This is a genomic window from Cytobacillus sp. FSL W8-0315, from assembly GCF_038002905.1.
Lineage (GTDB): Bacteria > Bacillota > Bacilli > Bacillales > Cytobacillaceae > Cytobacillus > Cytobacillus pseudoceanisediminis.
The window spans coordinates 1383035-1398344 of the sequence record NZ_JBBOOC010000001.1 but is presented as its reverse complement, the minus strand read 5'-3'; the positions used below and the strand labels follow the sequence as shown (position 1 = coordinate 1398344).

At 42.2% G+C, this 15310-nt stretch carries 15 protein-coding genes and 2 riboswitches; all 15 genes read right to left on the bottom strand.

Annotated features, from left to right (window positions below):
• Positions 1–40: 40 nt before the first annotated feature.
• The 15 genes from MKY20_RS07140 to MKY20_RS07070 all read right to left on the bottom strand — a co-directional run bounded on the left by MKY20_RS07140 (position 41) and on the right by MKY20_RS07070 (position 14965).
• Positions 41–1618, bottom strand: coding sequence for a Na+/H+ antiporter NhaC family protein (locus tag MKY20_RS07140; RefSeq protein ID WP_341000854.1), 1578 nt, complete (start codon positions 1616–1618; stop codon positions 41–43).
• A gap of 172 nt (positions 1619–1790) precedes the next feature.
• A riboswitch (Lysine riboswitch) is annotated at positions 1791–1997 on the bottom strand.
• Between the two features lie 65 nt (positions 1998–2062).
• Entirely contained in the window at positions 2063–2809 is a 747-nt protein-coding gene (gene yunB, locus MKY20_RS07135; protein WP_009331724.1) for a sporulation protein YunB, read from the bottom strand.
• 71 nt (positions 2810–2880) lie between these two features.
• Positions 2881–3975, bottom strand: coding sequence for an HD-GYP domain-containing protein (locus tag MKY20_RS07130; protein WP_009331725.1), 1095 nt, complete (start codon positions 3973–3975; stop codon positions 2881–2883).
• Between the two features lie 363 nt (positions 3976–4338).
• Positions 4339–4641 carry a YunC family protein gene (locus MKY20_RS07125; RefSeq protein WP_009331726.1) on the bottom strand — a complete coding sequence of 101 codons (303 nt, stop codon included), beginning with the start codon at positions 4639–4641 and terminating at the stop codon, positions 4339–4341.
• 77 nt (positions 4642–4718) lie between these two features.
• Positions 4719–5564, bottom strand: coding sequence for a DUF72 domain-containing protein (locus tag MKY20_RS07120; protein WP_009331727.1), 846 nt, complete (start codon positions 5562–5564; stop codon positions 4719–4721).
• Positions 5565–5761: 197 nt separating this feature from the next.
• Positions 5762–7159, bottom strand: coding sequence for a Fe-S cluster assembly protein SufB (sufB, locus tag MKY20_RS07115; protein ID WP_009331728.1), 1398 nt, complete (start codon positions 7157–7159; stop codon positions 5762–5764).
• Positions 7160–7267: 108 nt separating this feature from the next.
• Complete coding sequence (gene sufU, locus MKY20_RS07110) at positions 7268–7717, bottom strand: Fe-S cluster assembly sulfur transfer protein SufU (protein ID WP_009331729.1); 450 nt, start codon at positions 7715–7717, stop codon at positions 7268–7270.
• Positions 7707–8936 carry a cysteine desulfurase gene (locus MKY20_RS07105; RefSeq protein WP_251175025.1) on the bottom strand — a complete coding sequence of 410 codons (1230 nt, stop codon included), beginning with the start codon at positions 8934–8936 and terminating at the stop codon, positions 7707–7709. The genes sufU and MKY20_RS07105 overlap by 11 nt, the downstream gene beginning before the upstream one ends.
• Positions 8936–10246, bottom strand: coding sequence for a Fe-S cluster assembly protein SufD (sufD, locus tag MKY20_RS07100; RefSeq protein WP_009331731.1), 1311 nt, complete (start codon positions 10244–10246; stop codon positions 8936–8938). Before sufD ends, MKY20_RS07105 begins: the two co-directional genes overlap by 1 nt.
• A 17-nt stretch (positions 10247–10263) precedes the next feature.
• Positions 10264–11049, bottom strand: coding sequence for a Fe-S cluster assembly ATPase SufC (sufC, locus tag MKY20_RS07095; RefSeq protein WP_009331732.1), 786 nt, complete (start codon positions 11047–11049; stop codon positions 10264–10266).
• A 335-nt stretch (positions 11050–11384) separates the two neighbouring features.
• Positions 11385–11537, bottom strand: a complete 153-nt coding sequence (locus tag MKY20_RS07090) for a hypothetical protein (protein ID WP_009331733.1) — start codon at positions 11535–11537, stop codon at positions 11385–11387.
• Positions 11538–11827: 290 nt separating this feature from the next.
• A complete protein-coding gene (locus MKY20_RS07085; RefSeq protein WP_009331734.1) occupies positions 11828–12199 on the bottom strand; it encodes a carboxymuconolactone decarboxylase family protein in 372 nt (123 codons plus the stop codon).
• Between the two features lie 221 nt (positions 12200–12420).
• Entirely contained in the window at positions 12421–13266 is an 846-nt protein-coding gene (locus MKY20_RS07080) for a MetQ/NlpA family ABC transporter substrate-binding protein (protein WP_009331735.1), read from the bottom strand.
• Positions 13267–13278: 12 nt separating this feature from the next.
• Positions 13279–13947 (bottom strand): methionine ABC transporter permease, encoded by a 669-nt coding sequence (locus MKY20_RS07075; protein ID WP_009331736.1) that lies wholly within the window; start codon positions 13945–13947, stop codon positions 13279–13281.
• On the bottom strand, positions 13940–14965 hold the full coding sequence (locus MKY20_RS07070; protein ID WP_009331737.1) for a methionine ABC transporter ATP-binding protein: 1026 nt from the start codon (positions 14963–14965) through the stop codon (positions 13940–13942). The genes MKY20_RS07075 and MKY20_RS07070 overlap by 8 nt, the downstream gene beginning before the upstream one ends.
• Positions 14966–15118: 153 nt before the next feature.
• Positions 15119–15222, bottom strand: a riboswitch (SAM riboswitch).
• Positions 15223–15310: the final 88 nt, after the last annotated feature.

Genomic DNA, 15310 nt, shown 5'->3' with positions numbered 1-15310 from the left:
CAAAAGGCTTTCTCAAAGAGAAAGCCTTTTTCTATAGGTTTTAACTAGCCTTATTTTCCTGCCAGGCTTCTTTTTTGCCACGGCCAACGAAAGCAAATGCCGCAACAAGAACAGCCACTGTGAGTAATGCGATAGCAGTGCTTCCAGTAAACCCGACGATTAAATAACCAACAGCTGCGATACCCGCTGAAATCAAGGCGTATGGAAGCTGCGTCATCACATGGTCTATATGGTTACACCCTGCTCCAGTTGAGGAAAGAATCGTTGTATCGGAAATAGGTGAACAATGATCTCCGAAAACCGCTCCGGCAAGGACCGCTGACATAACCGGCAATAACAGCGCGATATCTGTTGCAGCAGCAATGTCTCCAGCAATCGGAAGCAGGATGCCGAAAGATCCCCATGAGGTTCCAGTACTGAATGCCATAATTCCCGCGATGAGGAAAAGTAAAAGCGGAAGCCATGAAGTGCTCATATTGGAACTTTCCACAATACCTGCCAAATACTTTCCAGTTTCCAGACGGCCGATCAGATCAACAATCGCCCAGGCAAACAGCAAGATATAAACAGCTGGAAGCATGGATTTTACGCCTTCCCATACCCCTTTGCCAAAAACATTTGCGTTAACACCTTTCAAAACAAAGGCCTGACGGAAGAATAATCCCATTGAAACCACTAGACCTACGAGGCCGCCAAGGATAAGTGACTTCGATACATCTGTGTTTTCAAAAATTTGCAGGATCGTCGCATTTCCTTCAACCGCTTGTGACCCCGTCCAAAGCATCGCACCAACTGTACCAATGACAAGGGCAATAATCGGCCACACAAGATCTCCGACTGATCCTTTTGAACTTGTTGGAAGGTCGTCTTTAAGCTCACCAGGTGCAGGCTTCTCAGGATCCATTACAAGTCCCTCTTCAACTGCCCGCTTCTCATGTACCCTCATTGGCCCAATTTCGATGCCCCTTATTGCAACAATAAACACAATAGCAAGTGTAGCCCATACATAAAGATTCATTGGAATCATTTGAATAAATGCCGAGAAAGCTGAATACTCGCTAACATTATGGGCAGCAAGGATAGTTCCAATCAGCGCAATGATGTAAGCTCCCCAGCTTGATACTGGTGAAACCACACAAACAGGTGCTGAAGTCGAATCAATCAAATAGGCAAGTTTCGCACGGGAAACGCGCTGCCTGTCAGTAATCGGACGTGAAATCTGTCCGACTGCCAGAGCATTGAAATAGTCGTCAATGAATATGATAATACCTAAAACAGCTCCGACAATCTGTGCGCCTGCACGGGTCTTGACCCGCTTCATCGCCCATTCTCCAAATGCGCGGCTTCCGCCTGAAATAGATATAAATGCAGTAATAACTCCTAATACAAGCAAGAATAAAATAATATATACATTCCAGGTGTTCAGCTCTCCGTCTGAAACAAAAATTCCTTTTACAGCATCCCAAATGATGCTGAATGTTTCTGTGATGCTAAATTCAGCCAGCAATAGTGCGGCTGTTACGATTCCCACTCCCAATGACAGCAATACACGCCTGGTCAGGATAACCATGGCGATTGCTACCAAAGGCGGAAGCAGGGAGAAAATCGTGTTTGCCATTACTTGTCCTCCTCTGAAATTTGATTGGTGTCCAGCTACAGGCGCCGATAAGCGGGCGCCTTCCGCTTTTCGTAGGGGAAACAACAAGGATGATGACAGAGTCAAAATAAAAAAAGAGTAACGATAGAGAAAAATCTATCATTACTCTTTTGAAGTAATTAGTTTCTCCATCACGATCTGTAGCTCCCCATTATGAAGGCTTTGACAAAGTATATTCATACTTTCCCCTCATAATGACAGTGTTACTCCTATTCGAAGTAACCCCAGCAAGATTAGTTCTGACTCACTAATCATGCTTCGGCAACATTCCCTTTCGGCTGCGGTCTTAGTTGTCATCCTCGCACAGCGTACTCTTGAATCTTGCGCCTCTACCCCATCGGATATGATAAGGTTTTTATGAAATTATATTGAAATTTTATCAAAATACTAATCTATTTGCAAGTGTTATTGGCCGGCCGGTATTTCTATTGATGGTGAGGTGCCCCCTCCGCCATTATAAAATTGCGGGACCTTTCCTGGGTAAATACCATAAGCGGCAAGCACATCCTCCTGTACAGTGATAATTTTGGTGGCAAAAGGAATAATGATTTGAACCTGCACATCCAGGCGTACCAGAACCTTTACTTCAACATTATTAATGCCATGATCCTTTGTTTCAGTTATAAAATTGGAGGTAACAGAGCCCACTGCATTAAATTTTACCGGTATCCGGGGACCCAAGTTTCCGAGAAGCGCATTATTGGTTGCCTGGCCAAGCGGCACATAATAAACAATTCCATTTGTATTCTCCATTTGTTCCGTGTTGATTTCCACGTCTGTAAAGGACTCCAAAGCATCCAAATCGCCCTTTTCCGCTTTCTTAATATTATCCTGAACCAGTTCGGTTACTTCCGCTTTGACCCTGTTCAGCTTTTCAACATTGATGCTGACAACACCGCTTTCACTTGCTTCAAACATATCTTCCAAATCCATCACATTGGTAATTTTTTTATTAATCGCATTGTTTATCACCAATGATGCGATTTTCCTTGTCTGTGAATCGGCATAGCTCATAAGTGTGGGCTTAAGCCCTTCGTTGATAATCCATAGGCCGGCAGCAGTTGAGATGACGAAAAATATAAAGGTCAATAGAAATACATAGCGAAATGGCAGAGGACCTTTCCGGGGCAGCCGGCCGCGAAATTTTGCCAAAACAAATCCCCCCTTTACAAGCTATATGTATGCTGTAAAGGAGGGAACTAGGCTCAAAAATCCAAAATAGTTTATTGTTGTACAAAAGTCGTATCGCATCCTATAATGACAGAATTCAATTCAATCCTCAAATCTGCTTCATATGGCTCGACATTCCTGCCCTTTTCTTCAAGTATGCGGATGACAGGCCTATCACTCAGACCCGCGTTCTGCCGGCAGACAACGCCTTTCCTGCCATCATTCAGCTCAACTGTAACACCCACAGGATATACAGCGACCGCTTGACGAAAAACTTCGATTATCCTCTTATCAAATAACTTTTCTGCCCCTGCATACAAAATCTCCAGACCTTCATGCGGAAGCATAGCCTGTCTGTAAATGCGATTAGATGTTACTGCATCAAACACATCGGCAATCGCAATAATCTTGCCGAAATCATGTATCTCGTCTCCCTCAAGGCCGCGCGGGTAGCCGGTACCATTCAAACGCTCATGATGCTGAAAGGCACAATGTGCAACAAGGAGCGGAATCGTCTCTACTTTTCTTAATATATTAAATCCATCTTCAGGGTGCTTCTTTATTGATTCAAATTCTTTCACTGTCAATTTACCCGGTTTCAAAAGAATATCTGCCGGCACCTTCATTTTTCCTACATCATGGAGAATAGCACCTAGCCCCAGGATTTCAAGTTCCTTTGGCAGGAGCTGAAGCTTCATCCCGATTGCCAGAGAATAAAGGGTTACATTCAGGGAGTGTGTGAAAATATAGTGGTCATATGTATAAACATCTGATAAGATCGTAAGCAGCTCTCTATTTCCCCTTATTTCATCGATTAGCTGACGAATTAGCCCTGATAGCCGTTTAGAGGCTTTCTCAATCACTAAAGAGCCTGATAAATCTTTATTTGCTCCTACTTCCTTCAGAACCGATTCTATGGTTTGGATAGCCATCGTTCGCATTTTGGCAGACAGAGGGTCCTTATATTGGATATCTTCAGTGCGCCAATCCCTGATATACACATACGTAATACCCATTTCCTGCAATTTATGTATCAATTTATCAGCCAGCTCCACACCTTCATGCAAGAGGACCTGACCCTTGTCATTATATATTGCCTTGGCCAAAACGCTGCCAGTCTCAATTGTATTGGTTGCTGCTAATCTCATATGTATCTCCCATATCCTTTTTTCAGTGCTACTTTATATTTCGGGTATAATTTGGTTTTATTTACATTATACGACAAAATTCCGGCATTGGCCGATGCTCTCTAATTTTTTATGAAAGTTGATTTTTAAGGATAACATAGGGTGCTCGCCTTCATTCCAGGGAGATTTTTTCTTCAATTTATGTTTTTTGTGTGCGGATAGCCAATTTTTACATGCGGATAAAAAAATTTATGTGCCGATAACCGTTTTTTATGTTCGGATAAAATACTTTATGTGCGGATAACCCGTATTAAAAAAATTTATGTCCGAAGTAAGCTCTTAATATAGATCCAATAAAAAAGACAGCCCTGTCAAGGCATGCCTTTAGATCATTTTAAGAAGTGCTTCTTTTCCTATCGTCCCTTTAACAATGCCCAGTTCCTCTGCCTCAAATGTGACAGATTCAAGGGGGGCATTTAACAGCTGCTCTATGGTTTTTACGCCGACCGCCCTGCCGGCAATTACTTTGCGGTCCTTAAGCTTCTCATTCAGCAAAGCTACATCAAGGGCGCCGCACATGATATACCCTTTATCATTCGTTACCACCAGCAGATTGGTCTTCGGCAATTGCACCGATACACTCAAAAAAGTATGGCCATCTATATCAATCGGTTTTAAATCAATCATACTTGCCGCCACTCCTTTCCTTTTCCATTAACACAATATGTGAGGACAAGGAAAAGGGTGAAAGTGCCTGGCATCGCTTAAAATAAATCAAGCTGTCTGGGAGCGAGCTGCTGGTATTCGATATCAAGAAGTCCGATCATTTGTTTAGCATTGTCTGCAGCGTCACCGCCAGAGTTGTTATTGAAGACGACGAATACATTTTTACAATTTTTCTCAAGTTGTTTTAGATGTTCTGCCCATTCAGCCAGTTCTTTTTCGTTATAGCGGTAAAGATATCGGACCTCTCGCCAGTTATCTCCATTCTTTTTCTGCCAGCCATGAAAATTCCGGCCATGAAACCGAACAAGCACCTTATCAGGACTGGTTGATTCCAGGACAGTTGGAACAGAACCCTCACCGGCTTGCGGCTCGTCACAGATGCTGTGAATCCAGCCTTCTTCTCTCATAAATCTTAATGTACTTTCCTTTAACTCCGGTCGAAACCAGGATTGATGTCTGAATTCCAGGGCACAAGGGATATCCCCCATCTGCCCTTTGCACCAGCGAAGATAGTCGACATTGGCTTTTTTGCAGTCAAACCATGGCGGAAATTGAAACAGCACCATAGCCAGCTTGCCGGATTGGATATAAGGCTCTAATGAGTCCTTGAAAGCTGCAAACATTTCTTCTTTGCTTTCAAAGGGGATTTCGCCTCTCTGATGGCCGGTCATGCCCTGGTAGGCTTTTACTATGAATTGAAAAGATTCAGGTGTGTCTTTTACCCATTTGGAAGAGTTGCGCTTTGGCTGCACCGCATAAAAAGCAGAGTCCACCTCGACAGTTGGAAAATGGCCGGCGTACTCCTTTAATTTATCTCTCGGCGATATATTGCCTGTATAAAGGCTATCATGGTCGCCCCACCCTGTTACGCCTATAATAATCATTAAAACACCTCCGTTTTTTTGCCATAAGTATTTTAAGAATAATAATTTAAAACCGTTTTTCACAAAGGGTTATATCTTCACTTTAGCAATTAAATCATTAATTTTCCAAAATTTAAACAGTTTCTGCCCTTCTCAGCCTCTTACCATTAAAAAACCCGCTTACCATGGCCGGTAAACGGGTTTTCATAAAATATTTATTAACCGATAGAACCTTCCATTTCGAATTTAATCAGGCGGTTCATCTCTACTGCGTATTCCATTGGAAGTTCTTTCGTAAATGGCTCGATGAAGCCCATTACGATCATTTCTGTTGCTTCTTCCTCTGAGATTCCACGGCTCATTAGATAGAATAACTGTTCTTCTGATACTTTTGAAACCTTCGCTTCATGCTCAAGAGAGATGTTGTCGTTCAGGATTTCATTGTAAGGAATCGTATCTGAAGTTGACTGGTTATCCATGATTAAAGTATCACACTCGATGTTGGCACGTGCACCTTCCGCTTTGCGGCCGAAGTGAACGATTCCGCGGTAAGTTACTTTACCGCCCTGCTTGGAAATCGATTTCGATACAATCGTCGAAGAAGTGTTTGGTGCAAGGTGGATCATTTTCGCACCTGCATCCTGGTGCTGTCCCTTACCTGCTAATGCAATGGAAAGGGTCATGCCGCGTGCACCTTCCCCTTTAAGAATAACTGCCGGATATTTCATTGTCAGTTTTGAACCGATGTTTCCGTCAATCCATTCCATTGTTGCGTTTGATTCACAAACAGCACGCTTCGTAACCAGGTTAAACACGTTGTTCGCCCAGTTCTGGATGGTTGTATAACGGCAGTATGCGTCTTTTTTAATGATGATTTCAACAACCGCACTGTGAAGTGAGTTTGTTGTGTAAACAGGTGCTGTACAGCCCTCTACATAGTGTACATGTGCGCCTTCATCAACAATGATTAATGTACGCTCAAACTGCCCCATGTTCTCAGAGTTAATGCGGAAATATGCCTGCAGCGGCGTATCAACCTTAATCCCTTTAGGAACATAAATGAACGATCCGCCAGACCAAACCGCTGAGTTTAATGCAGCGAATTTGTTATCTGTTGGAGGGATAACCTTTGCCCAATGCTCACGGAAAATATCTTCATTTTCGCGAAGAGCGGAATCGGTATCTTTGAACACAATTCCTTTCGCTTCAAGGTCTTCCTGCATGTTATGGTAAACAACCTCTGATTCATACTGGGCAGAAACACCTGCAAGATACTTCTGCTCTGCTTCAGGAATACCCAATTTATCAAATGTCTGTTTAATTTCGTCTGGAACCTCATCCCAAGAGCGTTCAGTTTTTTCAGAAGGCTTTACATAATACGTAATTTCATCAAAGTTTAATGACGCTAAATCTCCGCCCCATTGCGGCATAGGCATGTTATAGAAATGCTCCAATGATTTTAAACGGAAGTCAAGCATCCATTGTGGCTCTTCCTTCAATTTTGAAATCTCTTCAACAATTTCTTTTGTCAAACCGCGTTTTGATCGGAAAATGGAAACGTCTTTATCGGCAAAACCATACTTGTAATCGCCGATCTCAGGCATTTTTTTTGCCATCGTCGTATTCCTCCATTCGTATGAGAAAGGGTCTTCACACCCCATCATTTCATTATATTTTAGCACACAAGGCAGATGAAAAAATTTTTAATCAAACGTTTGATTGATTTATTCCTGTTCTTCTTTCTCCGTGCTAACGCCTTTTTCCATTGCTTTCCATGCCAATGTAGCGCATTTGATTCTGGCAGGGAATTGGGAAACTCCCTGGAGAGCTTCGATATCGCCAAGATCCAGGTCGTCTTCATCATATTCTTTTCCCAGCATCATGTCTGAGAAAACTTTGGAAAGCTTTAATGCTTCTTCAATATTTTTGCCCTTGATGGCTTGAGTCATCATGGAAGCCGAGGACATGGAAATGGAACATCCTTCGCCTTCAAACTTCGCATCTGCCACTTTGCCATCTTCAAGCTTCAGCGTCAATTGAATCCGGTCTCCGCAAGTAGGGTTATTCATATTGATCGTCAGGCTGTCATCTTCAAGTACCCCTTTATTACGAGGGTTTTTATAATGATCCATTATAACCTGGCGGTAAAGGGTATCTAAATTTTTAGAAGACATCGCTGAAATACTCCTTTGTTTTGACAAGCCCTGAAACAAGCTTATCAATATCTTCTTCCGTATTGTACAGATAGAAGCTTGCACGTGCAGTTGCCGACACCTTGAGCCACTTCATCAGCGGCTGTGCACAATGGTGGCCGGCCCGGACTGCAATTCCTTCTGCATCCAATACAGTAGCCACATCATGAGGATGGACAACATTTATATTAAAAGTAATTACTCCGGCGCGCTTTGACGCTTCTTTTGGACCATATATGGTCATTCCGTCTATAGCAGACATTTTTTCCAAGGCATATGCAGCCAGTTTATGCTCATAGGCTTCAATTTCATTCAGGCCGATCTGCTCCAGGAAATCAATGGCTGCTCCTAATCCAATCGCACCTGCAATAATTGGCGTACCGCCTTCGAATTTCCAGGGAAGCTCCTTCCAAGTTGATTCATAAAGGCCTACAAAGTCAATCATTTCACCGCCAAACTCAATCGGCTCCATTTTTTCAAGATGCTTTTTCTTTCCATACAGAACACCAATGCCTGTAGGGCCGCACATCTTATGGCCGGAAAAAGCAAGGAAATCACAATCCAGGTCTTGAACATCAACTTTCAAATGTGGAGCACTTTGTGCACCATCTACAACCATGATTGCTCCATTTTCATGGGCAATTTTCGCAATATCCTTGATTGGATTTATCACACCAAGTACATTCGATACTTGCATGATAGACACAATTTTCGTATTGCTTGTCACAGTTTCCCTAACATCATCAAGAGATATTGTTCCATCTTCCTGAAGAGGAAGGTATTTTAAGGTGGCACCCGTTTGTTTTGCTACCTGCTGCCAGGGAATGATATTGCTGTGATGCTCCATATAAGAGATAACAATCTCATCGCCTTTGTTCAGGTTGTCACGCCCATAGCTTGCTGCTACAGTATTGAGTGCAGTTGTTGTTCCTCTTGTAAAAATAACTTCCTCAGTCGATTTAGCGTTAATGAATTTACGCACCTTTTCCCGGGCGCCTTCATAGCCATCAGTCGCTCTAGTACCCAGGGTATGGACTCCTCTATGAACATTCGAGTTGTATTCCCGGTAGTATTTGTCAAGCGCTTCAATCACCGGAACAGGTTTTTGGGAAGTAGCGGAACTGTCCAAATAAACAAGAGGCTTTCCATTGACTTCCTGGTCCAGAATGGGAAACATTTGCCGAATCTCACGGGCATTCATTATTTTACTTTCCTTTCAATAACGGCTGTCAGCTGCTTTTTAACCCCTTCGATAGGAAGAGCATTCACAACTGGCGCTAAGAAGCCGTGAATAACAAGACGCTCTGCCTCTTTTTGCGAGATACCGCGGCTCATTAGATAGTAAAGCTGCAATGGATCCACACGGCCAACTGAAGCTGCGTGTCCTGCTGTTACATCATCTTCATCAATTAATAGGATAGGGTTTGCATCGCCGCGGGCTTTTTCGCTTAGCATCAGTACGCGTGATTCCTGCTCAGCATTTGACTTAGAAGCTCCATGCTCAATTTTGCCGATTCCATTAAAGATGGATGATGCAGAGTCTTTCATAACACCATGCTTTAAGATGTATCCTTCAGAATTCTTTCCGAAATGAACAACCTTCGTTGTAAAGTTTTGAGTCTGTTCCCCGCGACCTACAACAACTGTTTTTGTGTCTCCGAAAGACCCGTCTCCAATAAGGTTGGTTGTGTTTTCAGATACTGTATTGCCATCATTCATGAGGCCAAGAGCCCATTCAATGCGGGCATCACGTCCTGCAACACCACGGCGGTTCACATAAGCTGTTGTTCCTTTAGCAAGTGTGTCAACAGCACCATACTGAACGCTTGCATTTGCATTGGCAATTACTTCTGTAACTATATTGAATATGCCGTTTGCTTCCTCAACTGTAGAAACATAGTTTTCTACATACGTCACAGAGCTGTTATCATCAGCTGCAACCAATACGTGGTTGAATAAGTTGGCTTCTTTATCATCATGAATATATACAGCCTGAATAGGCGCCGAAACTTCCACGTTTTTCGGAATATACAAGAACGCTCCGCCGTTAAAAAGTGCCGCGTGCAATGCAGTTAAACGGTGTTCATCCGTTTTGACGCCGTCCTTCATAAAATACTTCTGAAGCAGGTCGCCATGTTCTCTTGCCGCCGTAAAGATATCTGTGAAAATAACACCTTTTTCCTGCAACTCTTTAGAAACAGCCAAATAGGTTGGTCTATTATTACGCTGAATGTATAGGTTCTGATCGCCGGCTTCAGTGTCAATCAGATTTCTGACATCCTCAGGAAGGTCGTTTAATGAAGAAAAATCTTCGCTTCCAACGATGTGCTTTTCAAACTGTGTAAAGTTCCATTTATCTATCTTGGTTTTATCAGGCTTTGGCATTGGCAGGTTTTCCGCGTTTGCAAGCGCATTTAGACGGAGTTCTGTCAGCCATGCCGGCTCGCCCATATCTTTTGAAAAGGAACTAACATATTCCTTATCAAATGGTAATTTTATTTCCGTTGTCATAGTGATCCCCCTAACGCTTACGCTTCTTGCCCAACTGTTTCGTCTTCAATGCCCAGTTCTTTTTTAATCCAGTCATACCCTTCAGCTTCTAAGCGCTGTGCAAGCTCTGGACCGCCAGATTTTACAACGCGTCCCTGCATCATCACGTGAACATGGTCAGGAGTGATGTAGTTTAGAAGGCGCTGGTAGTGTGTGATGATTAAGCAGCCAAACTCTTCGCCGCGCATTTCATTGATTCCTTTAGAAACAACCTTCAATGCATCGATATCCAAACCGGAATCAATTTCGTCAAGGATCGCAATTTTAGGCTCAATCATCATTAATTGAAGAATTTCATTGCGCTTCTTTTCACCGCCTGAGAAGCCTTCATTTAAATAACGCTGAGCCATATCAAGATCCATTTCAAGAAATTCCATCTTGCTGTCCATTTTGCGGATGAATTTCATAAGAGAAATTTCATTGCCTTCCTCAAGGCGGCTGTTAATTGCAGAACGTAAAAAATCGGCATTTGTTACACCGCTGATTTCACTTGGATATTGCATTGCAAGGAATAGGCCCGCTCGTGCGCGTTCGTCAACTTCCATTTCAAGAACATCTTCACCATCTAATGTGATGCTTCCCTGTGTAACTTCATATTTAGGATGGCCCATGATTGCAGAAGATAGAGTTGATTTACCTGTACCGTTCGGCCCCATAATGGCGTGAATTTCTCCGCCTTTGATTTCAAGGTTTACACCTTTTAATATTTCTTTTCCCTCAATAGCAACATGAAGGTCTTTAATTGTAAGTACTGATCCTGCCATAATATATACCTCCGTCAATAAAAGAAGATTTGTAAATCGGCCTGCAGCCGCAAATCTCTATTCTCATTTTATTCTCATTACAATCTTATAACAAATCAAATGTCATAGCAACTCTTTAAGACCATTAACAAACTTTTCAAACAAAAATGTTTAGAAAGCCTGTAAATATAGATTTTATCATATTAACTTAATGGCATCAAAGTGAAAATAACCGGGAACCTGGCATGTCCTATCTATTTTTTCCCGGGACTGTAATTTCATGTATTGCAAAAAAGAAAACCAGTGCATAATTGGCACTGGTTTCTATTTTCTTCATTATTATATATACCATTAACCTAGGAATGAATTTTTCTTTCAAGATCTGCAACTAAGCGCTGGCTTTGAAGATAATCTTCTTCGCGTTTTTTTTCAACTTCCATTCGAATATCATGTTTCCGGCTGTACACTTCATATCCAACTCCATGGGCAGCTTGCATAGCTTTTTCCATTTCACTCGTGTAGTTCAGCTGTAACTGACTGATAATGAATCAATCCTTTCGGTTTTTATGCTTTCGCATTTAGTTTTACATCTAAAATCTTAACACTCACCATATACCCCGCACAAAGCGGAAAAAACCTGATTTTTTTAGCAAAATAAGGAACGAGAACCCATGAGGCGCTTTCATAATGCGCATTCTTAAAATACTGGCCATATCCTCTGGATTAATGGTTGTTTCAATAATTTTCTGAAATTACCATAAAAAAAATAAAACTCCTGCTATTGAGCAGGAGCTGCTTATTAATGATTTTGCTGATTTAATTCTGTCATAGCCTCCTGGACAAGCGTAACCGCCTGGCTCATTGCGGCACCGCCGCCAAAAGCTGCAGTAACTCCTACTGCCTCTAGAATTTCTTCTTCTGACGCACCTTGATCGATGCATCCTTTCGTATGATAAATAATGCAATATTCATCCTGAGAATATAAGCTGATTCCAAGGGCAATCAGCTGCTTCTCCTTTTGGGATAAAACCCCTTCCTTAAAACAGGCTTCTGTAAAAGCATTATAATGCTGTGCTAAATCAGGCATTTTTTCAGTGAAAACACCCAATCCAACTTTATAGTCATGAAGGGCTGCTTCTATCGAGTTTGAAGGTTCATGATAATGTTCCATTCGGCTTCACTCCATTTCGAAATAGTTTCAAGGTTAGTATGTTTGATTACTATTCAATCTATACGGGAAGCGGGCCTGAGATATGGCAATTAAAGCGGAAGCGCCCTGCCCACTCCCGACCTTCGAGGAGGCAGGCGCTAGAACTGGACTGTTATCGACGTTCAAAAATTATACCTATACTATAAAAAAAACAGGCGCATAGACGCCTGCTTTTTTAACTCTTACTCAGATACCGGTACAACGGCACCTTCATATTTTTCAAGAATGAAATCCTGAATTTCTTTAGAACGAAGCACTTCTACAAGAGCTTTAATTCCTTCTTTTTCTTCATCGCCTGAGCGGACAGCAATTACATTTACGTATGGGGAATCTTTGTCTTCAATTGCAATTGAATCCTTAAGAGGATTCAATCCGGCATCAATTGCATAATTGGAGTTGATCAGGACTGCATCCCCTTCTTCATTATTGTAGATTTGAGGAAGAAGTGAAGCTTCATATTCAGTATCAAACTTTAACTTTTTAGGATTGTCTTTAATATCTTCCAGAGTTGCTTCGGTTTTTTCTACATCTTCATTTAAAGTAATAAGTCCCTCTGCTTCAAGCATGGAAAGTATACGGCCATGGTCTGCTACTGAGTTGCTCATGATGATAGATGCACCCTCAGGAAGTTCGTCAAGGCTCTTATATTTTTGAGAATATACTCCGATTGGCTCGATATGAATTCCGCCTGCATTTGTAAAATCATATCCATGTTCAGCTTTCTGTGACTCAAGGTAAGGAATGTGCTGGAAATAGTTTGCATCCAGCTCCTTAGACTCAAGAGCCTGGTTTGGCAATACATAATCCTGGAATGGTACAACATCAAGTTCAAAGCCTTTTTCTTCAAGTAATGGCTTTGCCTCTTCAAGGATTTCAGCGTGTGGGACGTTGGAAGCCCCTACTGTAATTTTAGTGCTTTCTTTACTTTCTCCGCCTTCACCGGCATTGCCGTCTTCTTCTGACGTTCCGCAAGCTGCAAGAACAAGTGCTACTGCAAGTGCAAGAGCAAGTGATAACCATTTTTTCATATGAATCTCTCCTTAACGTTTGTCTAATTTAGTTGTTATGATATCTCCAATAAACTGGATGATAAATACGATGATTAGAATAATGACAGTCGCCATAAGCGTCACATCACTGCGGCTCCTCTGGAATCCTTCCAGGTAAGCAAGGTTTCCAAGTCCGCCAGCACCGATGACACCGGCCATGGCCGTGTAGCCAACAAGCGCGATGGCTGTAACGGTAATTCCTGAAACAAGGGCGGGCATTGATTCCGGAAGCAGAACCTTCCAGATAATCGTGCTTGTTTTTGCCCCCATAGACTTGGCCGCTTCAATTACACCTTTATCTATTTCCCTCAAGCCTATTTCCACCATACGGGCATAAAAAGGGGCGGCACCAATAATTAATGCAGGCAGTGCTGCATCTTCCCCGATCATTGTTCCTAGAAGAAACTTGGTAAATGGAATCAATAACACGATCAGAATAATAAACGGAATTGAGCGGAATATATTGACGAAAGCAGAAATAACTTTATTAATTGCTGCGTTTTCCCAGATGTTACCCTTGGAAGTCAGGAAGAGCAGCAATCCCAGAATTGCACCTAAAATAAAAGTTGCGAGAACAGAAATAGCTGTCATATATAGGGTTTCCATTGTAGCTTCCCACATGGAATCCCATTTCACATTTGGAAACCATTCGTTAAGCATTGGAAATCACCTCCACGCCAACCTGCTGAGAATGAATAAATTCAATGGCTTTTGCAACTTCCTCTGCTTCTCCATCAACATGGATGAATAAAGTACCGTAAGAACCATTCTGTGTCTGGGAAATCTTTCCTTGAAGGATATTTACGGTTACCTGGAAATTACGGATCAGGTTTGTAATCAACGGCTGTTCAGCTGATTCGCCGACAAACCCTAATTGCACTACTTTTCCTTTTGGATACAAATCGACCAGATGATCAATCGTTTCCTTAGTTTCTTCAGGCTCTGTCACCTGCTGTACAAACCGCTTTGTAATCACAGCTTTGGGATTCCTAAATACATCCAATACAGGCCCGATTTCAACAATTCGGCCGCCTTCCATGACTGCAACCCGATGGCAGATTTTACGGATAACGTGCATTTCATGAGTAATTAGGACAATCGTTAAGCCCAGACGCTCATTGATGTCAACAAGCAGCTCCAAAATGGAATCTGTAGTCTGCGGATCAAGTGCAGATGTCGCCTCATCACAAAGCAGTACTTTTGGATTGTTGGCAAGGGCTCTAGCAATTCCAACCCTTTGTTTTTGACCGCCGCTGAGCTGGGAAGGATAGGCATCTTCTCTTCCTTCGAGGCCAACGAGTTTAATGAGCTCGTCTACCCTTTTCAGCCTTTCCTGCCGGGAAACACCAGCAATTTCAAGCGGAAAAGCGATATTCTCTCTTACCGTTCTCGACCATAATAGGTTGAAATGCTGGAAGATCATGCTTATTTCCTGACGCGCTTTTCTTAGCTTGCTTCCCTTTATCTTTGAAACCTCATTTCCTGCAACTGTCACACTGCCATGGGTAGGAAGCTCCAGCCCATTCAGCATGCGGATCAAGGTACTTTTACCTGCACCGCTATATCCGATAACTCCGAAGATTTCTCCTTCCTTTACTTCCAGGTTTACATTGTCAACAGCTTTTACCTGGCCTTTTTTTGAAGAGAAAATCTTCTGTACATCTTTTATAGAAATCAACGTGAATTGTCACCTCTTTAATCGAAAGATACAGATTATAATTATTAGACTGCTTATATTCCCCTATTTTTTACTCCTTATAGGCTTTCATGCGCTAAAAGCAAAAATGCCTTTCTGCACATGAGCAGAAAGGCATTAAAAATTAAGTCCTTTCTCTCATCTGTCAAAGCTATGCTTTGAGTGAATTGGCACCATTTCAAATAATTGACGGTTGCCGGGCTTCATAGGGCACTTCCCTCCACCTCTCTTGATAAGAGCGTAACGATTTATATTCAATTAATATTTTAATAAATTAAGCAGTTTATTAATTACGTTTGCTATCGTATCATAGCCATCAAAAAGGTG